This is a genomic window from Mycobacterium sp. SMC-17 (genome assembly GCF_045310915.1).
Lineage (GTDB): Bacteria > Actinomycetota > Actinomycetes > Mycobacteriales > Mycobacteriaceae > Mycobacterium.
In genome coordinates this window covers 63,498-87,112 of sequence record NZ_JBJIAK010000023.1, presented here as the reverse complement: position 1 = coordinate 87,112, position 23,615 = coordinate 63,498, and the positions used below count along the sequence as shown (strand labels likewise).

Genomic DNA, 23,615 nt, shown 5'->3' with positions numbered 1-23,615 from the left:
CGGCACCGACACGGCCTGAACATCTCCGCCCACCTCAGCCCCGTCCCCGAATTCCCACCACCCCAGGGGACTTAGCCGGCAAAGCAGCAGTGTGACTTCCACGTCTATGTGGTCTTCTTCGATCGGTCTGCCGAGCCGCGCGATGGCGAGTTGGCTGCAGTACTTCACCGAGTTGACGTGCAGGTGCAGCTCGCGGGCGCTGGAATTGAACCTCGGGTTGGTGCGCACGTACCCGCCGGGAGGGTCGGGGCACCACTCATCGCTGTCGGGGTGAGGTGGGCGTGGCCATGGGCCTGGCAAACTCGCGCGAGGCCGCGTTCTCGGCGCGGTGGTTGGCCGAGGCGGTGCGCCCGGTGCTGCCGTGGGGTGGGCGGGGCGATGCGATTGGCGGAGTCCTGCGACGCCTGCCGGCTCCCGCGTCCCAGCGGCGCGCTATCTGGGAATGCGGGCGCGACCCGCGACTGACTGAATCGTCAATTTGTTACTGGCCGGTGGCGTAGGCCAGGGTGCGCGCACGTGCGGGCGCGGCGACGTGCGGCAATGCCACCGAGTGGACAGCGGCCGCGGCCGCGGTGCGGCGGGCGTTGAACCAGCGGATGCCGGCGGCGCCGACGACCAGCAGCAGCGGCCACAGGCCGATGGCGAAGAGGACGATGGCGTCGAAGATGAAAGCGGGCTCGAACATGGCTGTGCTCCTGGGTTGGTGAAATATGTTTGTTCCGTTGATATTTGGTGTTTTCTCAACGGGGAAGCCGATACCAGAACGGTACGGCGCGGGCATGCGGCGACCCAGGTACCGCCGAGACAATCTTTTGGCGATCTGGCCCGAATCGTTGTCCCTGAGGAACAAAGGGGCAGCAATTTTCCGCGGGTGACCCCATTCCGGCTCGCTGCGCCATCAAGGTCCTGGGCGCCGACTCGGACGATATGACCTCGAGAACTTCGAGCGTGAGCAGCGGGCCATGGGCCCGGGTATCAGGTCATCTCAACATCGTGCCGGTGCTGCACAGCGGCTGACGTTCACAGGGCGCTGAAACCGCGCACCACCACGCGGGTTGAGCGCTGTCACTGCAGACCGGCAACGGAGTCCTGGTGGTCAGGTGGTCCGGCCTTCCGGTCTATGCCGAGAACTGTCTGAACGACAGCATCGATACTGGGGATCTCCTCGAACCCGTCGGTCGCGGGATGTGTGGTGTCGCTCAGCGCCGTCGCGATGACGTCCCAGGTGTGGCCGGCGGCATGTGCCGCTTGGACAGCATCGCGCAGTTCACTCTGGGCCGCACGCAGCGCCTGATGAGCCGCGCTGATGCGCTCGATGTACGCGAGGTGCATTTCCTGCTTCTCTGCTGACATCTCTTCTGCTCCAAGCGTCCCTGAGGTGATCACCGATTCGGGCGCCGAAGCTGAGTTTGTGTGCCAAATCCAGCCCAGATCTGGCACACAAGCTCATGCTCGTCAGCTCAACCGGGAAGGCCGGGCCCTCCGGCAGTCACCTCACTGTCCTTTCCTTTACCACTTGTGCGATTCAGGGTAGCTTATCTATGGCAACTGACATAGATTTCTATATAGCACTGGTACATGATTCAATGCAAGTGGTGGAACAGGGAATCTCATGAACGATGCAGATCGCCGGCCGGTGCCGCCGAGCGCAGGACCCGCGGCCGCGGGCCCGGCATCCGATCATGCGGTGTACGGGATCACGGTCGCGGCGGAACTGTCCGGTGCGCCAACGCAATCACTGCGGCTGTGGGAGCGTCACGGGCTCCTCACTCCGGCGCGCACCGACGGCGGCACCCGCCGCTACAGCGCCGACGACGTGGCCCGGATCGGACGGATCGTCGACCTGGTCGCCTCGGGCGTCAACATCGCGGGAATCAGCAGGATCCTCGAATTGGAGGACGCCAACAGCGCGCTGCGCAGCGCCGCCGATCGGCGCAACCGCTCCAAGTGACGGGCGGCTGATCAGCTCGGTTGTCGTGCCCGGGTTTTCGCCGCGAGACCTCGGGTGGCGGGCCCCTCCAGGAGCCGCCCGTCCGGTGCGAACCGCGAGCCGTGCAGCGGACACTCCCAGGCCCGGTCGGCGTCGTTCCACCGCACCACGCCGCCCAGGTGCGGACAGATCGCCGACACGGTGTGTTGTTTCCCGTCGACCAGGCTGTCGGCGCGTAGCTGCCACGGGAGCCCGCTGACCACCCCGCCGCCTTCGCAGAGGCCATCCGGCGACGTGGCGATCGGCGTGATCCAGCCTTTGGCCAGATTGAGTCCGACCTCGAGATTCGCGCGCAGGGCGGCGGTCATCCCGCGCAGCTCGTGCGGACTCCAACTGTCGAACGCGCGAGCCCACTCGATGTGGCCGCCGAGCATCTGCGCGGCCAGGACCAGCGCCGCCGCGACGCCGTTGGTCAGCCCCCACTTGTCGAAACCCGTTGCCACCCGGATCTTTTCGTAGCCCGGGAGTAGTGGTCCGACGTACGGCAACTCGTCGATGGGCGAATAGTCCTGGGCCGACCAGAAGTGCGTCGGGTGGGCACCCGGGTAGTGCAGTTCCGCCCACTTGGCGAGCTCGGCCACGTCGTGGGCGGGCGCGTGGGCGCGGCGCACCGGATGGCCGGCGCCACCGACGATGAGCTTCTCACCGCTCGCGGATGGCGCGTAACGCACCGACCGGGTGGGCGAATCGACCGAGATGAACATGCCGCCCGTCGCCTCGCGCGTGATGTCGAATGCCAAGCAGTAGGAGCGTTTCGCCGTCAGCCGCGCGAAGAAGCCGCCGCGGTCCAGGATCGGCGTTCCGGTCGCCAGGATGCACCGGTGCGCCGTGACCGACATGTCGGAACCGGCGGTGTCGACCGTCGGATGTGTGGCCTGCAATGCCACGCGCACCAAGCCGTCGTCGGCCACCGACAGCGCGCGGACACCCTGTAGCAGCGTGCCGCCGTGGCTCTCGAGTTCCACCGCCAGACTGTTCAGCAGGGGCATCGGGTCGAGCTGCGCCTGTGCGGGTAGCCGCACGCCGCCATGGAAGGGGAACGGCACATCGGCGGAGTCGACCCACTGCGCTTGCGTCAATCCCGCTTCCTGGCAGGCGCTGAACGTGTCGCGCGCGGTGGCGACGCCGGAGAACGTCTGGGCGTAGGCGTGGTCGGCTTCGGCCTGCCACGGGATCGCGTGGTTCTCGCAATGCCGCACCAGCCAGTCACGCCCCTCGGCGTTGCCGCGGACATAGTCGCGCAGCACATCCGCGTTGTGCTTGGCGGCGATGCGCGCCAGCTTGCTGCCCTGCAAGACGCTCAATTTGCCGGTGGTGTTGCCGGTCGTGCCGGCACCCACATGCCGTGCCTCGACAACCGTGACGTTCTTACCCGCCCGGGCCAGGAGCACGGCAGTGGTCAGCCCGGTGATGCCGGCGCCGATCACGACCACGTCGGCGGGAGACGCCATGTCGGTCGACTCCGGCGCCGGCGACGAGGACGGCGACATCTCACGGTCGGCCAACCACAACGAGGTCAGGTGGCAACCTTCGGGAGGTCCGGTCACCGCCATGCTTAGCCGGCCATGAATTCGGCGTAGGCGGAGGCCATTTCGGGTGACAGCACCGTCACGTTGCACCGCTGCTGAGTGTCACCGATCGGCGCCAGAATTCCGCGCAGGTCCTGGTACTGCTGGGGGTGGGCCGTGAAGTAGGCCCGGAGATTGGCCGACGCCACCGGCCGCGGCTGCGAATACGACGCCACCACAACCTGATTGGCATCCGGATGCGCTGTCAGGTAGTTGCTCGCCGCGCCGGTGGCCGAACTGACGGTGTTCGCAACAGATTCCGGGCTGCAGTCGGTTTCTGCGACGGCCGTCGCGGGGGTGACCAGGCTCAGACACACCGGTACGGCGGCCAGTACCGGGATCAGGCCCGCGAGTCGAGTTGAAAGCGTCATGACATGTCCTCCTCGGTGTTTCGTTGCCGACTGGAACGCAGATCGGCCGTTACGGCTGGACGGCATCCGCCAGGCGTCGGTCGTCATATACCCGCGGTGGCGAATCTGAACCCATCGGCTTTTGCTGTCTCTCATCCACAGTGCGTGTTTCAAAGCGGCCGAGCGGGTATTCAGCCACCGTCAGTTGGATCCGATCGCGACGCCCCGCCGGAGTGGCTCAGACATCGCCGTCGCTCTCTCCGGTCCACAGATCCGGGCGCCCGGTCGCTCCGTACTGGCACCGCCGGGACGGTTCAGCTGCAAACAGGACCGTCCCGGCCACCATGTGTGGGGACGACGCCGGTCCGGTCAGCCGCGCGGCAGCGTCGCGTGGGGGCGGAACGGCCGGGTCGGGGGTTCGTCGGGCCGCGCCGCGCGCATGCGGGTCGTGGGTTGCTCGGCGATAAACTGTTGGGGCGGACCGAGTTTCGTCGGCCGCCGCTCCGGCCGGGCCGACTCCCGTTCGGTCAGCAGACCACGGGCGATGCGCTCGAGCGCGCTCTGGACATGGATGCGCTCGGGCACGCCCTGGAATTCGTCTGACTGCGTGAGGGTTTCGGTGATCCAACTCGTGATCACGTTGCGGGCCGCACCCACCTCGGCGGAACCGGCCGGCGTCAGCGAGTATTCGGTTCCGGAGTGCGTCGCGAATCCGGTGGCCACCAGGCGATCGAAGGTCGGTTCGAGGACCTGACGTGGCACCCGTCGATCGTCTGCGATGTCGAGCAGATCCGCGGCCCCGGTCACTGAGGCATAGCGGTAGATCAGCATCAGTGCCCACAGTTGCGCCGTCCCCAGGCGGCTGTTCGTGGTGCGGGCCACGGCTTCGAGATCGATGCCGTTGCTGCGCTGCAACAACCGGCCGACGGCGACTTCGATGAGTTTCTCCGGCGACTCGGTGGTCGGCATGCCGAAGCCCTCGCCCATGTCGGTGCTGCCACTGGCGGCAGCGTCACGCAGCGGCACCTGTTTGAGGAACAGCGCCAGGACGAAGCCGACGATCGCGACGGGCGCCGCCAACAGGAACACCTGGCTCAGGGAATCGGCGTAGGCGTTGATGATCGGGGCGGCGGTGTCGTGCGGAAGGCTGTGCAGCACTTTCGGGGACGTCGCCGCGTCGGGTGGCGCGCCGCTCGATCGCATGGCCGACGGGACCCTGTCGCCGAGGAAGTTCGCAAACATCGAGCCGAAAATCGCGGCACCAAAGGAACTTCCGATGGTGCGGAAGAACGTCACACCGGAGGTGGCGACACCCAGGTCGGCGAAGTCGACGGTGTTCTGCACCACGAGAATCAGCACCTGCATGCTGAGCCCGATACCGGTGCCGAGGATCAGCAGGAACAGTGACTGGGTCAGCGTCGAGGTGTCGGCGTCCATCCGTGACAGCAGCACGAACCCCAGCGCCATGATGGCCGTACCGGCGATCGGGAAGATCCGGTATTGCCCTGTGCGGCCCACGATCGCGCCGCTGCCCAGCGAGGTGACGAGCAGACCGGCCACCATGGGCAAGGTCCGCAGCCCGGACGCGGTTGCCGAAACACCGTCGACGAACTGCATGTAGGTCGGCAGGAACGTCAGCGCACCCAGCATCGCAAACCCGACGACGAACGACAGCACACAGCACACCGTGAAGACCGGGTTCGCGAACAGACGGATCGGCAGAATCGGTTCGGGCGCACGGCGTTCCACCATGACGAAGCCTGCGATGGCCACGGCCGAGGCGACGAACAATCCGATGATCGTCGCCGAGCCCCAGGCATACGTGGTGCCGCCCCAGCTGGTCGCCAGCGTCAGGCCGGCAGCGCCGAGGCCGACCAGCACGATGCCCGCGTAGTCGACGACGGGTCGCCCGGCGCGCGCCAGTTCGGGTATGGCAACTGCCGCGATCCCGATGACCACCACCGCCACCGGCACGTTGATCCAGAACGCCCACCGCCACCCCAGATGGTCGGTGAACAGCCCGCCGAGCAACGGGCCGACGACGGTCGTGACACCGAACACCGCGCCCAAAGCGCCTTGGTACTTGCCTCTTTCGCGCAGCGGGATGACCTCACCGATCACCGCGACGGCCGTCACGGTGATGGCGCCACCACCCAGGCCCTGCAGTGCCCGCGACGCGACGAGCATCCCCATCGATCCCGAGAGCCCACACAGGACCGAGCCGGCCAGGAACAGCAGGATCGCGACCTGGAACACCTTCTTGCGGCCGAAGATGTCACCGAGCTTGCCGACCACCGCGGTCACGATCGTCGAGGCGAGCAGGTAACTGGTGACGACCCAGGACTGATGGCCGGCGCCGCCGAGGTCGGCGACGACGGTCGGCAGGGCTGTCGCCACGATGGTCTGGTCGAGCGCGGCCAGCAGCATCCCGAGGACGACGGCCAGGAAGACGAAGTTGCGCTGGCGGATACCGGGAGCTGCGTCCGGCACCTCAGCGGGGTTCTGTGTGGTCATGGCTGTCATGAGCCGGCTGACCTCAGGTCTGGGCCGGACTGCTCGCCAATGCCTCGGTGATGGCCTCGCAGAACGCCGGTAGATCGGAGGGCGAACGGCTGGTGATGAGATTGCCGTCGATACACACTGCTTCATCGACGACGGTGGCCCCGGCGTTACGCAGATCGGTGCGCACACTCGGGTAGCTGGTCACCTTGCGGTCGCGCACGACATCGGCCTCGACGAGGGTCCACGGGCCGTGACAGATGGCGGCGACGGGCTTGCCGGAGCGCACGAAGTCGCCGACGAACGCCACCGCGGTGTCGTCGACCCGCAACTTGTCGGGGTTCACCGTGCCGCCCGGCAGGATCAGCGCGTCGAATGCGTCGACGCGCACCTCACCGACGGTGCGGTCCACCGCGATGCTGCCCGCCGGTTCGAGGTCGTGATTGCGGGCCTGGATTTCACCGGCCTTGATCGACAACACCTCGACGGCGCCGCCGGCCTCCTCCACCGCGGCGCGCGGTTCCTCGAGCTCGACTCTCTCGACCCCGTCGGCGGCCAGGATGGCGATCCGGCGGCCTTGCAGTTCCTTGAGCACCTGGGTGGGCTACCCGTGTCGGCTACTCCGGAAACACGCGCGTCGCCGGTGGGGGACTGTCGACAATTGCCGGCAACACGAAGGTCCGGAGGTAGTTCCGCGCCACCGTCGGATCGCTGCTGCCGGGCACCACGTCCAGCAGCAGGCTCAGTGCCGTCGAGATGAGGAACTGCGCAAGGTCATGCGGATGCAGGCCGGGCCGGAACTGGCCCGTCGTGCTGTTGGCGAGCATGCCTTCGACCATCGACTGGACCGTCCTGGTCAGCGAGCCGTCGTTGGCGATGAGCATGGCGACGGCGCCGTCGGGCGTCTGGTCGGCGATGGTTTGCAGCAGTGGATCGTGCACCAGCTGCGTCGCGACGATGACGAGGCTGTCGATCAGCAGATCGACCGGCGTGGCGTCGGCGGCCACCTGCTGCAGCATCGTCAGCATGTGCCGTTGGGTGGTGCGTTGCACCAACGCTGCGATCAGTTCTTTCCGGGTGGCGAACTGCCGGTAGATCGCGCTGCGCGAGTAGCCGGCTTCGGCGGCGATGACCTCCATGGTGAAGGTCCCGCTGCCACCGTCGATGAAGAACTGCTCCGCGGCGTCGAGCAGTACCTGCCGGGCCTGCTCGGTGTTGTTGCCGCCACCGACCGGACGCCCGCGGGGCCTGCGCTGCGGTGCTGACACTCGACTGTCCTGTCGGGGATTGGGAGCGATGGGGATCACCAGTATGCCGCAGGCAAGTGGGGCGCCCCGTGCGCTAATGCAACATCTGAACCAATTTGTTCATTTTCCTCCCACGCGCCGCGCTGCGGGCTAGCGTGCGGTTGATGACGGGGTGGTCGAGAGCGGTTTGGGTGATGCTGGCCGCGGGGTGTCTGGCGCTGTGGCTGCCGATGGCGCCGGTGTGGGCCGACGATGCATCCGGTGCCGCGCACAGCGTGGGGGACGCGTCGCACCCCACCGCTTCGCAGCCGACGACGTCACCGGCAGGGACGGCGTCACAGGCTGGGGCGGCGCCGGCCGGGAAGTCGAAGCCCGCGACTGATCCGCATGCGCGCAAGTCCGCCGACCATTCCTCGCGGACCAAGAAGGCCAAAGACGCCACCAAACCCGACAAGGGCGCGCCCGACAAGGCCTCGGTGACGCGACCCACCGCGCCGGAGAAAGCGGTCCGGGCGCAGGCGGCTCGACCCAAGCCGACACTGCCGGCGGTGAAGCTTCCGAACGCGTTGCCGGCCAAGCGGTCTCAGGTTCCAGCCGTCTCCGCTGCGCAACCGGTTTCAGCGACGGCATCGCAGCCGAGTGCCGTGGTCAAGACGGCGGCAGCCGCAGCCACGACCACCAGCGCCACGACCACGAGCGCCGTGACCACCGGTGCCACGACCACCGACACCCCGACCGCGGCGGTGAAAACCGCACGGCCCAGCCTGATCAACGTCATCGGGTCGTTCGTGTTCAACGTGATCGGCAGCGCCATGCTCGCGTTCGCCGGCCCGCCGGTGCTGCCGCGGGGCAGCACAGTCACGGTCAAGGTGTCCAGCCTGGCCATGCCGGGCACCGGGCAGAAGGTCCAGGCGAACTGGTATTTCCCGGAGCACGCGGATTCGGCGACCCGGGTGATCTATTTCCAGCACGGCTTCATGGCCGTCGCCCCGATGTACAGCTACACGCTGGCCGCACTGGCGCAGGGCACCAACAGCATCGTGGTGGCTCCGACGTTGTCCTCCAACGCGTTTGATTCCAAGGCGCGGTGGCTCGGCGGTTCGGCAGACCAGCAGGCGGTGGCCGACCTGTTCGCCGGTGATCGCGCGTCACTGACCGAAAGTGCCGGCGCCGCAGCCGGACACGAGGTGACGCTACCCACGAAGTTCATCCTGGTCGGCCATTCGCTCGGCGGCGCGCTGGTGAGTTCGGCCGCCGGCCGCATGGTGGACAACGGTGCGGTCGCGAATCTGGAGGGGGTGGTGTTGATGGATTCGGTCGATCTGAACGGTGTGGTGCCCGCCGCGCTGCAGAAGCTGAGCGGCGCCAATTACCGCCCGATTTACGACATTTCGTCCGAGCCGTATGTATGGAACATCGACGGTCTGGTCGGGCGGGAGCTCGAAGCGGCTCGGCCCGGGCAGTTCAACGGGGTCATGCTGGTCGGGGGCCGGCACATCGATGCGCTGCAGGGCGCGAACCCCGTGCTGCAATTCGCCGAGTACGTCGTGGCCGGCTTCTCGCGGTCACCGAATATCGAGGCCGAGAAGACGCTCGCCATCGGCTGGATCAACGACATGTTCGCCGGTACCCAGACCGGAATCTATGGCGCGCCAGGGCAGACCATCACGATCGACACCAAAGCCGGACCGGCCACCGCGGTGGCGTTGCCGTTCGCGTCCACTCGGCCCGTGCAGGCCACGCCGTGGGACGGCCTCGCGCAGCTGATCCTCAACACCGTGCTGCAGTTCGCCGTCTACGAGCCCATGGCGCAGCCGAGCCCTGCGCGCGCCGTCAGCGCAGTTCTGCGATGACCTTCGCGAAGGCCTCCGAATGCTGTTGCTGGACAATGAAGTAGCTCACCCCGTAGCGATCCCGCAGGTCGCGGATCCGGTCGGCCATGTCGGTGGTGCTGCCGCTGAGGGCGCCCGGTGTCGTCAACAACTCGGCGTCGCTGAGGTCGGGCTGGAAGCGCCGGGTCATGGACAGGTTCGGTATCCCGGACCCGTCGGTCGGCACCGCGGTGATGGCCAGGTTCAGCTCCAGCTCATCGAACCGGTCGCCGGCGGCGTTGCGCACGAACGAGATTCGCTCAGCGAGCGGGTCGTGGTCGGCGGATGGCGGGCCGCCGCCGGTCAGCCCGATTATCTGTGCCTGCTGGGCGGCGACCGTCAGCAGCTTGTCGCCGGCACCGGCGATCATCACCGGCACCTCGGGCAGGTGGGTGCGCAGATACGAGGTGACGTGCGCGGTGTACTCCACCCGTTTCCCGGCACTGGGGAACGGCAGTTCGGCGGCATCGAACTCTTCCTTGACGTACCCGGCACCGAGGCCCGTCTCGAAACGTCCCTCGGTCAGGTCGCGCATGGCCGCGATGTCGCGGGCCAGCAGCGCGGGCTTGTAGAAGCACGCGTTGAACACGAAGGTGCCCAGGTGCAGCGTGCTGCTCGCCGCGGCGGCGGTCGCCAGCACCGGAAACGGCGCCGGAGCGCCCAGATGGTCGGGCACCAGGAGGACGTCGTAGCCGAGGCCCTCACCGCGGCGCGCCGCCTCCTGGACCGCTGACCGGCTGTCGGTGTGCCGCAGGCCGACGCCGAAACGGAAATCTCTCGTCATGGGTTCGACCTTACGGACGCGCGGGGCGTGCACGCCGGTGCAAACTGCAGGTGTGCGCCCCAGACTGACACTGACCGCGGTCTGCGTGGTGGTGTTCATGCTGCTGCTCGACATGACGATCGTCGCCGCGGCATTGGCCGACATGCAGGCTGCCCTGCACGCGCCGCTGTCCGGATTGCAGTGGGTCGTCGACGCGTACGCCCTGCCGATGGCCGGATTGCTGCTCACGGCGGCGACGGTGGGGGACCGGCTGGGACGGCGGCGGTTGTACCTCGGTGGCCTCGTGGTGTTCATGTTCGCGTCGGCCGGGTGCGCGCTCGCCCGCAACATCGATGCGCTCAACGGGCTGCGGGCAGTGCAGGGCGCGGCCGGCGCGGTGCTGCTCGGGGTGTCGTTGCCGATGCTCGCGGCCGCGTTCCCCGATGCGCGGCAGCGGGCGGGCGCCATCGCGGCGTACGGAGCGGCGATGGGGGCGGGCGGTGCCGTCGGGCCGCTGCTGGGCGGTGCGCTCGTCACCGCGTACGGGTGGCCGTCGATCTTTCTGATCAACCTGCCGGTCGGCGTGGTCGCGCTGTACATCGTCATCTTCGCTGTCCCCGAAAGCGTCGTCCCGCGGTCCCGTCCGGTCGACATCTGGGGCACGGTGGTGCTGACAGCGGCGCTGTTCGCGGGCGTGTACGTGCTGATCGAGGGCAACCACTTCGGCTGGGGCAGCCCGATCATGTTGGGACTGAGTGCTTTCTGTGTCGTCGCGCTGGCCGCCTTCGGGCTGCGCGAGTCCCGCCTGGCCGAGCCGATGCTCGACGTGCGGCTGCTCGCCGGTCCCGGTTTCGCGGGTGTCTCCCTGGCCGCGTTCGCCGCGACCGGGACGCTGATCGCGTCGACGAACTACCTGGCGCTGTACTTCATGAACACGTTGGGGTTCAGTCCCTTTGGGGCCGGGTTGCGCTCGCTGCCGCTGACGCTGGCCATCGTCCTGGGTGCCCCGATGGCGATGGTCGCGGCGCGGCGGATACCGGTGGCCGCCACCATCCCGGCCGGCGTCGCATTGATTGCCGCGGGTATGTGGATGATGACCGCAGTAAACGCGAACACGACGTGGACGCACTTCGTCTCGGGGTCGGTCGTGGCCGGGCTGGGACTCGGCGGGCTGTCCGCGTTGACGTCGGACGCGGCGCTGCGCTTCGTGCCGGTCGCCGACGCCGGGATGGCGACGGGGACGGTCAGCACGGCGCGGCAGGTCGGGATTCTGGCCGGCGTGGCCGGGCTCGGAGCCTTGTTCAGCCGACACGCGGGCGACCTTGCCACGTCTCGGCTTTCCGCAGTACCGGGACTCGGCGCCGAAGCGCGCCGGCAGCTCAGTGACGGGTTGGCGGCCGGCGCCGGGTTGCGGGCGCTCGAGGCCGTGCCCGACAGGCTGCGCCCCGCGCTCGCGACGCTCGCACGGGAAGCCAGTGCCGCCGGCCTGCAGTCCGCGTTGACCGCTGCCGCGCTCGCCGCCACCACGGCCACGCTGTTCGTGGCGCTGCTCATCCGGACTGGCACCCGGCAAACAATCCGTGCAGAGTCTGTGGATTAGCCGAAGTTGCTACGGCCGCGCCGCAATGCGGATAGTTTCGAATCTTATGTTCGGCGCTGCTGTTCTCATCCCAGCGACCGATTCCGGCCGCTACAGCATCGTCATCTCCGACGACCCCGATGAGATCGAAGCGGCGCAGCGCCTGCGGTACCAGACGTTCGCCGAAGAGCTGGGGGCCGCACTGCCACAAGCGATTCGCGGACCGCGCACCGGCGAGATGATCGACATCGACCGCTTCGACGCCTACAGCGATCACCTGCTGGCCCGGGACGAACAGACCGGGGCGATCGTCGGCTGCTATCGGCTAGTGCCCCCGGACGGCGCGCGGGCGGCCGGCGGCATCTTCACCGACACCAACTTCGAGCTCGGTGCCGGCATCGACGCGTTGCGGCCGTCGCTGGTCGAGTTGGGCCGGGCCAGCGTGCATCCCGACCATCGCAGTGGCGCGGTCATGGCGATGCTGTGGGCCGGCATCCTGCGCTACCAGGAACTCACCGGCTACCAGTGGGCGATCGGCAGCCTCTCGGTGCGCATGGCGGACGGCGGTTCGCGTGGTGCGCTGGTGCGCGGCGTTCTCGACCGGGCGTACCGGCAGCATCCGGCGCCGCCGGAGTTTCGCGTGACACCACGAAACCCGGTGCAGGTCAACGGAATACCCCTCGCCGAGCTGCCCGATCCCGGTCGGGTGCGGATTCCGCCGATGGTGGCCGGCAGCCTGCGGATCGGCGGTGTGATCTGTGGGGAACCGTCGTACGACCTGGAATTCGACATGGCCGACTTCGTGGTGCTGATCAATCGGGACATGGTGCATCAGCTCTACCTTGCTCGGCTCACCCGCAACCATGTCCAGACCTGAGCCCGCCGACATGCTGGGGGTCGGGTTCGGGCCGTCGAACCTGGCGCTGGCGGTGGCCCTGGCCGAGCGCGGCGTGCGCGGCCGCTTCGTCGACGCCCAGCCGCGGTTCGGCTGGCACCGCGACATGTTGTTACCCGGCACCCGGATGCAGATCCCCTTTCTCAAAGACCTGGCGACGCTGCGCAATCCGCAGAGCGCGTTCACGTTCGTGAACTACCTGAGTGCCCGGGGCCGGCTCGTCGACTTCATCGGCCGCCATGACGTGTTTCCCAGCCGGCACGAGTTCCATGACTACCTGCAGTGGGCCGCCGATCAGTTCGCCGCCGACGTGCGCTACGGCCACCGCGTGGTCGGGGTGACGGGAAACGAGGACGGTTTCGGGGTGCGGCTGGAACCCGGCGAGACCATCTCGACGCGCGTCCTGGTGCTGGGTACGGGCCTGCATCCGGTGTTGCCGCCGAGCACGCACCCGAGTCTGCGGCAATGGCACAGCCACCAGTTGCTCAGTGCTGTGGCTGCCCTCGGTCCGGTGGAACGCGGCCGGTTCGCCGTGGTGGGCGCGGGGCAGAGTGCCGCCGAGGTGGTTTCCTACCTCCATCGCACCTACCCGCGCGCCGAGGTGCACGCGGTGTTCGGCCGGTACGGGTACAGCCTCGCCGACGACAGCGCCTTCGTGAACCGCATCTTCGATCCCGCCGCGGTCGACGAGTTCTACGGCGCGGACAGCGCGGAGCGTCAGCGGCTGCTCGACTACCACCGGTCGGCCAACTACTCCGCGGTCGACGTCGACCTCATTGCTGACCTGTACGAGCGCGAGTACGACGAACGCGTGAGCGGGGCCCGCCGGCTGTTCCTGCACCGCGCCTGCCGCGTCACCGGTGCCGACGAAGACGACGCGGAGGTCCGGCTCGGCGTGCGCAACCTCATCGACAACACGACCGAGACCGTGCGCTGCGATGCCGTGGTCTACGCGACCGGTTATGCGCCGATGGATGTGCCGGCGTTCCTGGGCGAGCTGGCGTCCTGCTACGAGTTCGATGAACAGGGCCGCCCACTGGCCACCCGTGACTACAAGTTGGTGGCCCGGCCGGGCGCGCCCGGTGACATCTACCTCAACGGCGCGACCGTCGAGCACAGCCACGGGCTCGGTGCGACGCTGCTGTCGAACGTCGCCGTCCGCGGCGGCGAGATCGCGGCGGCGATCAGCCCCTGACGGTCAGGTAGATCAGCACCACGTTCAGCACCGAAATCAGCACGGCCACAGCCCATCCCAGTGTCGTGACAATGCGGTGGTTGATGTTCTCGCCCATCACGGCACGGTTGCTGGTGAGGCGGACCAACGGGATGAGCGCGAACGGGATGCCGAACGACAGCACCACCTGGGAGATGACCAGCGCGCGTGTCGGGTCGAATCCGATGGCCAACACAACCAACGCCGGAATGACCGTGACGGCGCGCCGCAGCAACAGCGGGTACGACCGGTTCAGCAGGCCCTGCATGATCATCGCGCCGGCGTACGCGCCGACCGACGACGACGCCAGGCCCGAAGCCAGCAGGCCGACCGCGAAGCACAGCGCGACCGCCGGGCCCAGGGCATGGCCGACGGCGGCGTGCGCGCCGGCGATGGTGTCGGTGCCTGCCACCCCCTGCAGGTGCGTTGCCGCGACCAGCAACATCGACAGGTTCACCGCGCCCGCGACCACCATCGCCAGGCCGACGTCGAAGCGCGTGACGCGCAGCATGCGGCGCAGCGGGGCGCCGGACTCGGGCTTCCCGTGCCGGTCACGGGCCAGGCCGGAGTGCAGGTAGACGACGTGCGGCATGACCGTCGCACCCAGGATCGCGGTGGCCAGCAGGAGGCTCTCGGGTCCGGCGAAGTGCGGCACCACGCCGCCGAGCACGGCGCCGGGCGCGGGCGGGTCGACGATCAGGCTGGTGAGGAAGCCGATGGTGATGATCATCAGCAGTCCCGCGATGATCCGTTCGAATGCGCGCTGGCTGCCCCGGTTCTGTACCGACAGCAGGCACATGGAGACCACGCCGGTGATCACGCCGCCCACCAGCATGGGCAGCCCGAACAACAGCTGCAGCGCGATGGCGCCGCCCACCACTTCGGCGAGATCGGTTGCCACGGCCACCATTTCGGCCTGTATCCAGAACGCCAGCCGGGTTGGGGTGCGGCAGTTCTCGGCGACCAGCTCCGGCAGGGAACGGCCGGTCGTCAGGCCGAGCTTGGCCGACAGGTACTGCACCAGGCCGGCCATGACGTTGGCCAACAGGATCACCCACACCAGCAGGAAGCCGAACTTCGCGCCGGCGCTGATGTTGGCCGCGACGTTGCCCGGATCCACATAGGCGATGGCAGCGACGAACGCGGGACCCAACAGGGACCAGGTCGGGCGCGACGAGCGCGACGGTGCGCGGGTCTCGGTCAGCATGCACTCACTCTCTATCCGGGTTTGCGAATAGAAAAGTTAGGTTAGCCGAAATCTGGTGATTGTGGAAACCTGGTCAGCCCGCGCTCGAGTGCCCGTCAGGCGGCGGCGGGATGTCGCGGATCTGATGCCGGCTGGTGACGCCCAGCTTCGGAAATGACCGGTAGAGGTATCCGGAAACCGTGCGCGTCGAGAGTTGGAGTCGCGCCGCGATCTGCGGGTTGGTCAAACCGCGGCCGGCCAGATAGACGACCTGATGCTCCTGGGGACTCAACCGCCCGGTGGCCGGCAGCGCCGGTGTTGTCGTCGGGACGCCGGACGCCCGCAGCTCCCGGGCGCAGATGTCCAGCCACGGTCTGGCACCGAGCGTTTCGAAGGTCGCCAGTGCGGCGGAGATGTGCCGGCGCGCTTCCTTGCGTCGTCGGCTGCGCCGAAGCCACCCCGAGTAGCTGAGTTGCACCCGCGCGCGTTCGAACGGCCACCGTTCACCCGCGGTGTCGGCCAGGGTCCGGGCCAGGATGTCGCCGGGGTTCCCGATGCCGAGCAGGGCCGAGGCATGGTTCACCACCTGGTCGACGCGCGTGGAGTGCGGCTGTGGGAGGTGGTCCAGTGCTGCGGTGAATCGGCGTCGCGCGTCCTCGGCCATGCCCGTCCGCACGGCCGCCTCGGCGTAGTCGACGAGGGCGGGGAAGGAGACGTGCGGGTGCAGCGGTGCACCGGAGTCGGTGAACAGCTCGGCCAGATGGCCGTAGGCCCCGAGATCGTTGCCGTCGACGAGATTGATCAACCCGAGGACGTGGTGTGCCCGCGCAGAGTGCAGGCGGTTGTCGTGGAAATCCAGCACATCGAGGGCAGCGGTCAGCTGATCTCGCGCGGACGTGGTGTCGCCGCGCCGCGCGGTGACCGTTGCTCTGATCAGGTCCCCGGTGGCGGTGACCAACGGCTGATCACTGACGGCCCCGAGCGTGCGCAAGTGGCCCGTGATGCGAAGCGCCTCGTCCCAGCGCCCGGTGTCGACGCACGACCACGCCAGCATCGCCGTCGTGAGGGCATGCCCCGTCGTCGAATCATGTTGCGTCATCAGGGATTGGGCGGCACGTAGCGTCCGGATGCCGAGCTCTGACTCGTCGGTGACCCCGGCGGCGAGCCCGATCAGGCTCAAATCCAGCACTCCGAATCCGTCGATCGGCCGGGTGCTGAAAGACGCCAACTCGGCGCGTGCGCGCGGAGCGTCGGTCACCGCCCGGACCCACAGCCGTGACGTCGATGAGCTCCTTGTGGCCGCCGGTATCGAGTCATCAAGTCGCTGAAGCGTTTTCGCTGTGTCCTGATAGGCGGCCGGATCACCGGACAGGAAGGCCGCGGCGGCCGCCACACGCAGCGGCTCCCAGGTCAGTGCGGGTTCCAGCTGGAGCGCGTCGTCCGCCGCGGCCAGCAGCGACGCGGCCGCGGCCCGCCCGTCGTTCCACATCATCGCCATCCCGTGGGCGGTCAGTGCGCGAATCCGGTCATGCGGACTGCGCGAGGTGGCGGACGCGGCATGGGCCTGGTGCCAAGTCTTGCGCTGCGGCAACGCATTCAGCGCATCGGCCAGGAGTTGGTGTGCGTCCTGCCGGGCGGTCAGCGGCGCGCCGTAGTAGGCCGCGGAGCGGATGAGCGGGTTGACGGGGCTGATGCGCGCCGCCTCGATCCGCATGATGCCCGCGGTCTCCGCCGGCGCCAGGGCAGCCGGGTCGGCCAGCGCGCCCGGGGGCAGCACGCGCAGATCTGCGGCGGACGCCGCGGCGACGACGACGAGCGCCGCACGCGTGGCCGCGGGCAGATGCGCCAGATGCTGCGCGTAGATGGCTTGCACGTTGATCGGCAGGGGCAGGGGGTCCGGGGCCTGGCCGGCCATGGCCGCCGGGCCGGCGGTCGCACTGGAAAAGTGGATGATCGCCGCGGCATTACCCGCGGATTGCTTCACGATCTGCTCGCGCAGGACTCCGCTCGGCGGTGTGGGTTGCGCCTCCAACAGCCTGAGCGACTGATCGAGATTCATTGGTTTGAGCGGGATTTCGACGGCGGATCGGCCTGCCAGACCCGTTGCCGCGACGGTGTCGGGCAGGGTCAGCGCCACGGTGACCGGGCGGCCGGCACTGCGTCGGGCGGCGAACAAGAGGACGCTGCGGGATTGGTCATCGAGCCAATGCGCGTCGTCGACAGTGACCAGGACCGGCTGTCGCCGCGGCACCGCGTCCAAGAGTTCGAGCAGCGCCGTGGCCAGTCGCGCGGTGTGGATCTGATCGCCGAACAGTGGTGTGCTGAAAAGGGTCTCGATGATGTCGGCACGCCCGTAGGGGTTGGCCTCGGCGCCGTTCAACGCCCGCAGTAGCCGGTGCAGGCCGCCCAGCGGAGTGCCGGTCTCTCCGGGTAATCCGGCGATCCCGAGGACGCGATGACCCGACGCGGCTGCTTGTTGCTGGGCGATCGTGAGCAGGGACGTCTTGCCCGAGCCCAAGGCCCCGGAGATGACGATCACCTGCCCGTGCGGTGGTGTGGCGATGGCGTTCCGCAGGACCGTGAGTTCCGCGTCGCGGCCGATCAGCTGCGTCGACGCGGTATTCACACGCACCATGAGACATCCGATCGGTCAGCACGTCTAACGACAGATATTGATAAGTTCCATCTACGCCGTAGATAATCTGGCGCGTGGAGTTACGGCAGGTGGAGCATTTCGTGGCGGTCGCCGTCGAGCGCAGCTTCACCCGCGCGGCCCGCCGCGTCCACGTCGTGCAGTCCGCCGTCTCGACATCGATCGCGAAGCTGGAACGTGAGCTCGGTGTGCAGTTGTTCGATCGCTCCCGTCAGCAGATCGAACTCACGGTCGCCGGCGAACGATTTCTCGCCCAGGCGCACGAACTGTTGCGCGTCGCGGGCTCAGCCGCCGAATCGGTCGCGTCCAGTCGCGGCCGGCTGATGGGCAGCGTCGAATTCGGGTCATTGATCTCCTACGGGCCGATGAATGTCGCCCAGGTGCTCGGAGAGTTCCATCGAGAGCACCCCTTTGTACGACTTCGATTGCAACTCAATCAATCTGGCGCCTCGGCATACCTCTCGGCACTCGTCGACGGCTCGTTGGACCTGGCGCTGGTCTCGGTGCCCAACAGATTCCCGCCACAGCTCGAGATGCGGCTGATGTTCGAGGAACCGATGGTGTTCGTGTGCCGCGACGATCACCCGATGGCAGCCCAGAACGTGGCCGGTCTGCTCGAACTGGCGGGGGAGGACCTGATCGGGTTCCCACCCGACTGGGGCTTCCGGTCCTTGCTGGACAACGCTTTTCTGGCCGCAGGCGTCCAATCGCGTCCCGTCCATGTGATTCCTGCCGGCTTCTCCGTCATCGGTGAACTGGTTCGCCAGGGGCTCGGGACCACCTTCATGCCCGCGTCGGAATGCGCACAGTTCGACGATCTGCGCGCCATCGAATTGCGGCAATCTGTCAGGTGGCAGGTCTATCTGGCCTCGCAGCCCAGGGACCGCTTGACGCCGGCCACCGCGGCCCTGGCCGACATGCTGATCCAGGCGGCGCCAGGCTAGCTCGTCGGGAGTGTCGGCTTGTGGTCGACGATCGTCGAGATCCTCGACCACAAGCCAACATTCGACTGCTACTTGGCGTGCGTGCCCGTGCTCTCCTTGGTGTGCCCGGCATCGTGGGATGCCTTGGCGGGCTTCTTGGTTCCGGTCTTGGCCGGCTTGGTTTCGGTCTTCGTTCCGCCCGGGGTGCTGCCCTTGGTGCCGGCCTTGGTGTCGCCGCCGTCGGCGCCGGACGAGGAGTCCCCACCTGCGGCGTGGTCAGCGCCCTTGCCTTGTCCCGTGGTGGGCGTCTTGCCGCTGCCGGTGCCGGTGGCTGCGGTTCCGCTGTTGCCGGACGTGCCGCCGCTGGTGTCCGCGGGCTTGGCCGCGCCGCTGGTGTCGGTCGCGGTGTCCTTGCCGCCATCCGCGCCGGTACCCGTCGACGAATCCGGTTTTGTCACAGCCGGTTTCGTGGCGGTGTCCGCCGAGCTGGTCGGATCCGTCTTCGGGGTATCCGTCTTCGTGGTGTCGGTCTTCGTCGTGGGCCGGTCAGCCGGCTGTGCGGTCTCCGTTGCTGCCTTGGCGGGCAGCGCCTTCACGGTGGTCGCTGCCGGCAGGGCGATCGTCGTCGCATCGGTGGCCGGAACGGCGTTGGCCGCCGCCGTCTTGGTCGTCGTGATCGGCGGCGGCTTGAGCGCACCCGCAACCAGCTTCTGCAGCAGCTGCAGCGCGGCCACTGGACCGGGCAGATTGACGGTGAAGCCCAGTGGTCCGTCACCGATGTTGATGCCGAACGAGGTCAGCAGCCCGCCCGCGTACAGCGGCACGCCGGGGAGCCCGGTATCGATCACGGTCGACAGGTCCGGGCCGTAGCCGCCGTTGAGGACACCGTTGAGGACGGTGGCGGGAATCGAGATGAGCGAGGTGGCGACCTTGCCGAGATCGCCGGTGCGCGTGGCGTCGATGACGTCCTGCACGGCGGCGCCCAGCGCAGCAGGCGCCTGGATCAGCGGGCCGAGGAGGCCGCCGACGATGACGAGGGCGTTCGACGGTTGCAGCCCGCCGAAGCCCTGGTTCAGGGTGTTGAGGACGTTGACCGCGTTCTGCAGTGGGTTGGCGGCGATGACGCCCAGCGGGCCGAGCTTGTCGATCGCGCTGACGAGGCCCTGCAGCGGGTAGGCGATGGAGTTGAGCGCCGGCGCCAGCAGATTGGTCAGCGGGATCAGCGCGTTCAGCCCGACCAGGAGCAGCTGATTCGTCGCATCCTCGACGTTGCCCTTCGTCAGATCGTTGACGGCGGCCGCCAACAGCGGTGGCACGGCGGTCGTCAGGTTGGTCCCGATCTGGCCGAGGGTGCTGCCCAGCGCGTTCAACAGCGGCGGCGCCGGTGCGAACGGCACCGCCGGCTGCGGAGTCGGGTCGACCTTGACCGAACCCGGCGACGACACCAGCTTCAGCAGGTCCTGCAGCGCGGCGAGTTGGTTGTTGAGGGCCGCGGTCAGGATCGGCGTCGGCCCGTTGGTCTGTGCCGTGCTCACGATGGTCTGCAGACTGGCGACGGTGTTGTTGAACGCCTGCGCGTACGCCTCGAAGGGGTTGATGGTGGCGGTCAGACGTACCGCGGTGCGCTCGATCTGAGCTTCCATGTGGTGAATCTGGGTACTGACGGTCGGCGCCATGACCGGGGCGACGGCGATAGCCGCGGCCCCGGCCAGGGACACGCCGACGGAAGCGAACGGTCGAGCGGCGGTGTGCATGGCGGGCCCTTTCAAAGGCTCAGAATCGGACATTCGGCGAACTGACTTTCGCGTAAGTTCGCCCTGATTCTGGCTTCGAGAGGTGGGTCGCCCGCTAGCGACGAATGACTCTATTTTCGACGGCGTCAGACGCGCCGGTACAGCCCTTTCCCGGTGATGAGCGGCAGATCCAACGTCGTGCGGAGGCCCGGCTCGGCGGCCACGACCGCCGGGATCGCGTTCACGACGCGGGCAGCGGTGGCAACGAGTCCGGCGTGATTGTGGTCGCCCTTGCCGCTGCTCAGGCACAGGTCCAGGGCGTACGACGGCTCGCCGGTCACCTCGACGCGGTACGAGCCGCCCTCCTGCGCGGGCTGGGGCCAGTCGGGGCAGAGATCGTCACGGAGGCGGGTGATGTGCTCGAGCACGACGGCCGGGTGGCCGTCCTTCATGCCACGCACCTCGAACCGCATGGCTGCCGTCGTGCCCGCCGGGATGTGGCCCGACGCGATGTCGAAGTCCTCGGGCGCGGGCACCCGGGTGTGCGTCTCGGTCACCTCGTCGAGTTCGATGCCGAGACCCGCGGCCAACTGCCGCACGACCGAACCCCACGCCAGGCTCAGCACGCCGGGCTGCAGCAGCATCGGTAACTCATCGATGGGCTTCCCGAAGCCCATCACGTCGAACATCACCGTCGCGCTGTCGTAGGTGGCGTAGTCGACGATCTCCATGCACCGGACCTGCTCGACGCTCTGACAGGTGCCCATGAGGGCAAGGGGGAGAAGGTCATTGGCGAAGCCCGGGTCGATGCCGTTCACAAACAGCGACGAACCGCCTTGTTGCGCGGCGTCTTCGAGCGGCGCGATCAGTTCGGCGGGCAGCACCTGCCACGGATACTGCAGGAACACCGCCGCACTGGCGACGACGTTGATCCCGGCGGCCAGGATGCGGCGGTAGTCCTCCAGCGCCTCGGGCAGCCGGTTGTCTGCCATCGCCGTGTAGACGACGCAGTCGGGCTTGCTCGCCAAGATGGCGTCGAGGTCGTCGGTGGCCGTGACGCCGGTCGAAATATCAAGTCCGGCAAGCTCTCCGGCGTCTTTGCCGGCCTTGGCGGCAGAGGACACCCAGACGCCGGTCAGTTCGTAGGCGGGGTCATTGATTAGCTGAGTCAGGGCATGGCGGCCGACGTTGCCAGTGCCGACTGCGGCGACTTTGATGGGCATGCAGACGTTCCTCACAGGTCCGGGATGGGGAGATCAAGGTTGGGAAACGTGAGGCCGCCGTCGACCTCCAGCACCTTGCCGGTGACATAGGCGCCGGCCGGGGAGGCCAGGTACAGCGCGGCGGCCGCGATGTCCTCCGGGTCGCCGAGGCGGCGCATCGGGGTGGCCTTCTCCATGGGGTCGCGCAACGCCTCGTTGGAGGCGACGATGTCCAGCGCGGAGGTCAGGATCGAGCCGGGCGCGATGCCGTTGACCCGGATCTTCGGGCACAGGTCCATGGCGGCGAGCTTGGTGTAGTGCGCGAGTGCCGCCTTGGCGGTGCCGTACGCGGCGAATCCGCGGCCCGCCAGCCGGCCGACGGCCGAGGTGATGTTGATGACGCTGCCGCCGCCGGCGTGCTCCAGCATCAGCGGGACCGCCGCCTGTGTCAGCGCGTGCGCGGTGGCGACGTTGAAGGTGAAGGCGTCTTTGAGATCCTGCGGCGAGGTGTACATCAGCGGCCCGGGCATGGTGCCGCCGACGTTGTTGACGACGACATCTAGTCGGCCGAACGCCTCGACCGCCGCGGCGGCGAGCTTGGCGGTCTCGTCCGGGTGGGCGAGGTCGGCGGCGATGACGTGCGCCTTGCGGCCGGCGGCCTCGACCTGCGCGGCGACCTCGTGCAACTGAGACTCGGTCCGCGCGGCAATCAGCACGTCAGCACCGGCTTCGGCGAATGCGACGGCAATGGCCGCGCCGAGGCCGCGGCCCGCGCCGGTCACCACCGCTACCTGGTCGTCGAGCCGGAATCTGTCCAGAATCACGTGTGCCTCACTCGCGTCGTCGTGGTCGTTGTTAGGCACGCTAGCAAGTTTGGGACGCCGCGGGAACGAATTTCTAGAACACGTTTCAATTGCTGCGAATGCGTTGACCGCTCCGGCTGATACGTACACGTGGGGTGCTATGGCGAGCGTGCGGGTTTGGACCGGATCGGCGGGCGAAACCAGACAAAAGCGACACGTTCGTCGTAGGACGCGCGGGCGGCCCCGGTGAGAGACCGCCGACCGCTCAGGACCGCGACTTCGCGCTGGACTTGGCGCCGGACTTCGAGCCGGCCTTGGCGGTGGACTTCCGCGACTTCACGCTGGCCTCCAGCTTGGCCAGCAGATCGGAGACGTCCTCGGTCGCGTCCAGCTCGGTCGCCGCTTCCTCGGTGGTGAACGCCTCGCCGCCCGCGATCTTGGCTTCGATGAGCTCTTCCATCTGCTCGCGGTAGGTGTCGTGGAACTGCTCGGGCTGGAAGTCCTCGGTCATCGAGTCCACCACCTGGCCGGCCATCGTCAGCTCGGCCTTCTTGATCTCGACTTCCTTGTCCAGCACCGGGAAATCCGGATCGCGAATCTCGTCGGGCCACAGCAGCGTGTGCACGATCATCACGTTGCGCTTGCCGAAATCCTTGACGCGCAACGCCGCCAGCCGCGTCTTGTTACGCAGCGAGAAATGCACGATGGCCACGCGGTCGGTCTGCGCCAACGTCTGGGCCAGCAGCACGTACGACTTCGAGGACTTCGAGTCCGGCTCGAGGAAATAACTGCGGTCGTACATGAGCGGATCGATCTGCTCGGCCGGGACGAACTCGACGACCTCGATCTCGCGGCTGCGCTCTTCCGGCAGCGTGGCGATGTCCTCGTCGGTGATGATGACGGTCTGGCCGTCCTCCGATTCGAAAGACTTGGCGATATCCCGAAACTCGACGACCTCGCCGCAGACCTCGCACACCCGCTTGTATCGGATGCGGCCGTTGTCCTTGGCGTGCACCTGATGAAACTTGATGTCGTGATCCTCAGTGGCGCTGTACACCTTCACCGGCACATTGACCAGACCGAAGGCGACTGACCCCTTCCAGATGGACCGCATACCCCAGTATGGCCCATGATCGCGCC

At 67.9% G+C, this 23,615-nt stretch carries 20 protein-coding genes and 1 pseudogene; 6 read left to right on the top strand and 15 right to left on the bottom strand.

Annotated features, from left to right (window positions below; all coding sequences use genetic code 11):
- From ACJH7A_RS16570 to ACJH7A_RS16560, 3 genes and pseudogenes are all read right to left on the bottom strand, one after another.
- Nucleotides 1-228: pseudogene (locus tag ACJH7A_RS16570) on the bottom strand (hypothetical protein); the annotation flags it as partial.
- Between the two features lie 253 nt (nucleotides 229-481).
- Entirely contained in the window at nucleotides 482-685 is a 204-nt protein-coding gene (locus ACJH7A_RS16565; protein ID WP_212813049.1) for a hypothetical protein, read from the bottom strand.
- A 380-nt stretch (nucleotides 686-1,065) separates the two neighbouring features.
- Nucleotides 1,066-1,353 (bottom strand): hypothetical protein, encoded by a 288-nt coding sequence (locus ACJH7A_RS16560; RefSeq protein ID WP_406775487.1) that lies wholly within the window; start codon nucleotides 1,351-1,353, stop codon nucleotides 1,066-1,068.
- Between the two features lie 259 nt (nucleotides 1,354-1,612).
- On the opposite strand from ACJH7A_RS16560, the gene ACJH7A_RS16555 reads away from it, so the two are divergent.
- Nucleotides 1,613-1,951, top strand: coding sequence for a MerR family transcriptional regulator (locus tag ACJH7A_RS16555; RefSeq protein WP_406775486.1), 339 nt, complete (start codon nucleotides 1,613-1,615; stop codon nucleotides 1,949-1,951).
- 11 nt (nucleotides 1,952-1,962) lie between these two features.
- Here ACJH7A_RS16555 and ACJH7A_RS16550 read toward each other — a convergent pair whose 3' ends face one another.
- From ACJH7A_RS16550 to ACJH7A_RS16530, 5 genes are all read right to left on the bottom strand, one after another.
- A complete protein-coding gene (locus ACJH7A_RS16550; RefSeq protein WP_406802365.1) occupies nucleotides 1,963-3,543 on the bottom strand; it encodes an FAD-dependent oxidoreductase in 1,581 nt (526 codons plus the stop codon).
- A gap of 2 nt (nucleotides 3,544-3,545) precedes the next feature.
- Nucleotides 3,546-3,929, bottom strand: a complete 384-nt coding sequence (locus ACJH7A_RS16545) for a heme-binding protein (RefSeq protein ID WP_212813041.1) — start codon at nucleotides 3,927-3,929, stop codon at nucleotides 3,546-3,548.
- 348 nt (nucleotides 3,930-4,277) lie between these two features.
- The gene (locus ACJH7A_RS16540) at nucleotides 4,278-6,422 is read right to left on the bottom strand and encodes an MDR family MFS transporter (protein ID WP_406802364.1); all 2,145 of its coding nucleotides are present in this window, start codon (nucleotides 6,420-6,422) and stop codon (nucleotides 4,278-4,280) included.
- 22 nt (nucleotides 6,423-6,444) lie between these two features.
- On the bottom strand, nucleotides 6,445-7,002 hold the full coding sequence (locus ACJH7A_RS16535) for a type 1 glutamine amidotransferase domain-containing protein (RefSeq protein WP_060999312.1): 558 nt from the start codon (nucleotides 7,000-7,002) through the stop codon (nucleotides 6,445-6,447).
- 22 nt (nucleotides 7,003-7,024) lie between these two features.
- Entirely contained in the window at nucleotides 7,025-7,675 is a 651-nt protein-coding gene (locus ACJH7A_RS16530) for a TetR/AcrR family transcriptional regulator (protein WP_212813037.1), read from the bottom strand.
- A 143-nt stretch (nucleotides 7,676-7,818) separates the two neighbouring features.
- Here ACJH7A_RS16530 and ACJH7A_RS16525 point away from each other — a divergent pair, with 143 nt between their 5' ends.
- Entirely contained in the window at nucleotides 7,819-9,507 is a 1,689-nt protein-coding gene (locus ACJH7A_RS16525) for an alpha/beta hydrolase (protein WP_212813035.1), read from the top strand.
- Here the strand turns inward: ACJH7A_RS16525 and ACJH7A_RS16520 are convergent.
- Complete coding sequence (locus tag ACJH7A_RS16520) at nucleotides 9,488-10,309, bottom strand: TIGR03621 family F420-dependent LLM class oxidoreductase (protein WP_212813033.1); 822 nt, start codon at nucleotides 10,307-10,309, stop codon at nucleotides 9,488-9,490. The genes ACJH7A_RS16525 and ACJH7A_RS16520 overlap by 20 nt on opposite strands.
- A gap of 64 nt (nucleotides 10,310-10,373) precedes the next feature.
- Here ACJH7A_RS16520 and ACJH7A_RS16515 point away from each other — a divergent pair, with 64 nt between their 5' ends.
- The 3 genes from ACJH7A_RS16515 to ACJH7A_RS16505 are packed head-to-tail and all read left to right on the top strand — an operon-like array spanning nucleotide 10,374 to nucleotide 13,957.
- On the top strand, nucleotides 10,374-11,888 hold the full coding sequence (locus ACJH7A_RS16515; RefSeq protein WP_406802366.1) for an MFS transporter: 1,515 nt from the start codon (nucleotides 10,374-10,376) through the stop codon (nucleotides 11,886-11,888).
- A 46-nt stretch (nucleotides 11,889-11,934) separates the two neighbouring features.
- Complete coding sequence (locus tag ACJH7A_RS16510) at nucleotides 11,935-12,744, top strand: GNAT family N-acetyltransferase (RefSeq protein ID WP_212813029.1); 810 nt, start codon at nucleotides 11,935-11,937, stop codon at nucleotides 12,742-12,744.
- 10 nt (nucleotides 12,745-12,754) lie between these two features.
- Nucleotides 12,755-13,957 carry a lysine N(6)-hydroxylase/L-ornithine N(5)-oxygenase family protein gene (locus tag ACJH7A_RS16505; protein WP_267324939.1) on the top strand — a complete coding sequence of 401 codons (1,203 nt, stop codon included), beginning with the start codon at nucleotides 12,755-12,757 and terminating at the stop codon, nucleotides 13,955-13,957.
- Here ACJH7A_RS16505 and ACJH7A_RS16500 read toward each other — a convergent pair.
- Nucleotides 13,947-15,182, bottom strand: coding sequence for an Nramp family divalent metal transporter (locus ACJH7A_RS16500; RefSeq protein ID WP_406802363.1), 1,236 nt, complete (start codon nucleotides 15,180-15,182; stop codon nucleotides 13,947-13,949). The two genes, ACJH7A_RS16505 and ACJH7A_RS16500, sit on opposite strands and share 11 nt — an antisense overlap.
- A 73-nt stretch (nucleotides 15,183-15,255) precedes the next feature.
- Nucleotides 15,256-17,796 (bottom strand): AAA family ATPase, encoded by a 2,541-nt coding sequence (locus ACJH7A_RS16495; RefSeq protein ID WP_406802362.1) that lies wholly within the window; start codon nucleotides 17,794-17,796, stop codon nucleotides 15,256-15,258.
- 74 nt (nucleotides 17,797-17,870) lie between these two features.
- Between ACJH7A_RS16495 and ACJH7A_RS16490 the strand changes: the two genes are divergently transcribed.
- Complete coding sequence (locus ACJH7A_RS16490; protein ID WP_406802361.1) at nucleotides 17,871-18,758, top strand: LysR family transcriptional regulator; 888 nt, start codon at nucleotides 17,871-17,873, stop codon at nucleotides 18,756-18,758.
- 68 nt (nucleotides 18,759-18,826) lie between these two features.
- Here ACJH7A_RS16490 and ACJH7A_RS16485 read toward each other — a convergent pair whose 3' ends face one another.
- From ACJH7A_RS16485 to ACJH7A_RS16470, 4 genes are all read right to left on the bottom strand, one after another.
- Entirely contained in the window at nucleotides 18,827-20,491 is a 1,665-nt protein-coding gene (locus tag ACJH7A_RS16485) for a hypothetical protein (protein ID WP_406802360.1), read from the bottom strand.
- A 125-nt stretch (nucleotides 20,492-20,616) separates the two neighbouring features.
- A complete protein-coding gene (locus tag ACJH7A_RS16480) occupies nucleotides 20,617-21,693 on the bottom strand; it encodes a diacylglycerol kinase (protein ID WP_406802359.1) in 1,077 nt (358 codons plus the stop codon).
- An 11-nt stretch (nucleotides 21,694-21,704) separates the two neighbouring features.
- A complete protein-coding gene (locus ACJH7A_RS16475; RefSeq protein ID WP_318987178.1) occupies nucleotides 21,705-22,496 on the bottom strand; it encodes an SDR family oxidoreductase in 792 nt (263 codons plus the stop codon).
- Between the two features lie 244 nt (nucleotides 22,497-22,740).
- Nucleotides 22,741-23,589, bottom strand: coding sequence for a Ku protein (locus ACJH7A_RS16470; protein ID WP_318987163.1), 849 nt, complete (start codon nucleotides 23,587-23,589; stop codon nucleotides 22,741-22,743).
- Nucleotides 23,590-23,615 lie beyond the last annotated feature (26 nt).

Excerpts from the sequence above, each read along its gene's own strand:
- ACJH7A_RS16545 (WP_212813041.1), bottom strand. The coding sequence starts at position 3,929 with ATGACGCTTTCAACTCGACTCGCGGGCCTGATCCCGGTACTGGCCGCC.
- ACJH7A_RS16510 (WP_212813029.1), top strand. The coding sequence starts at position 11,935 with ATGTTCGGCGCTGCTGTTCTCATCCCAGCGACCGATTCCGGCCGCTAC.
- ACJH7A_RS16520 (WP_212813033.1), bottom strand. The coding sequence starts at position 10,309 with ATGACGAGAGATTTCCGTTTCGGCGTCGGCCTGCGGCACACCGACAGC.
- ACJH7A_RS16540 (WP_406802364.1), bottom strand. The coding sequence starts at position 6,422 with ATGACCACACAGAACCCCGCTGAGGTGCCGGACGCAGCTCCCGGTATC.
- ACJH7A_RS16560 (WP_406775487.1), bottom strand. The coding sequence starts at position 1,353 with ATGTCAGCAGAGAAGCAGGAAATGCACCTCGCGTACATCGAGCGCATC.
- ACJH7A_RS16505 (WP_267324939.1), top strand. The coding sequence starts at position 12,755 with ATGCTGGGGGTCGGGTTCGGGCCGTCGAACCTGGCGCTGGCGGTGGCC.
- ACJH7A_RS16550 (WP_406802365.1), bottom strand. The coding sequence starts at position 3,543 with ATGGCGGTGACCGGACCTCCCGAAGGTTGCCACCTGACCTCGTTGTGG.
- ACJH7A_RS16525 (WP_212813035.1), top strand. The coding sequence starts at position 7,819 with ATGACGGGGTGGTCGAGAGCGGTTTGGGTGATGCTGGCCGCGGGGTGT.
- ACJH7A_RS16555 (WP_406775486.1), top strand. The coding sequence starts at position 1,613 with ATGAACGATGCAGATCGCCGGCCGGTGCCGCCGAGCGCAGGACCCGCG.
- ACJH7A_RS16470 (WP_318987163.1), bottom strand. The coding sequence starts at position 23,589 with ATGCGGTCCATCTGGAAGGGGTCAGTCGCCTTCGGTCTGGTCAATGTG.
- ACJH7A_RS16495 (WP_406802362.1), bottom strand. The coding sequence starts at position 17,796 with ATGGTGCGTGTGAATACCGCGTCGACGCAGCTGATCGGCCGCGACGCG.
- ACJH7A_RS16565 (WP_212813049.1), bottom strand. The coding sequence starts at position 685 with ATGTTCGAGCCCGCTTTCATCTTCGACGCCATCGTCCTCTTCGCCATC.
- ACJH7A_RS16480 (WP_406802359.1), bottom strand. The coding sequence starts at position 21,693 with ATGCCCATCAAAGTCGCCGCAGTCGGCACTGGCAACGTCGGCCGCCAT.
- ACJH7A_RS16485 (WP_406802360.1), bottom strand. The coding sequence starts at position 20,491 with ATGCACACCGCCGCTCGACCGTTCGCTTCCGTCGGCGTGTCCCTGGCC.
- ACJH7A_RS16500 (WP_406802363.1), bottom strand. The coding sequence starts at position 15,182 with ATGCTGACCGAGACCCGCGCACCGTCGCGCTCGTCGCGCCCGACCTGG.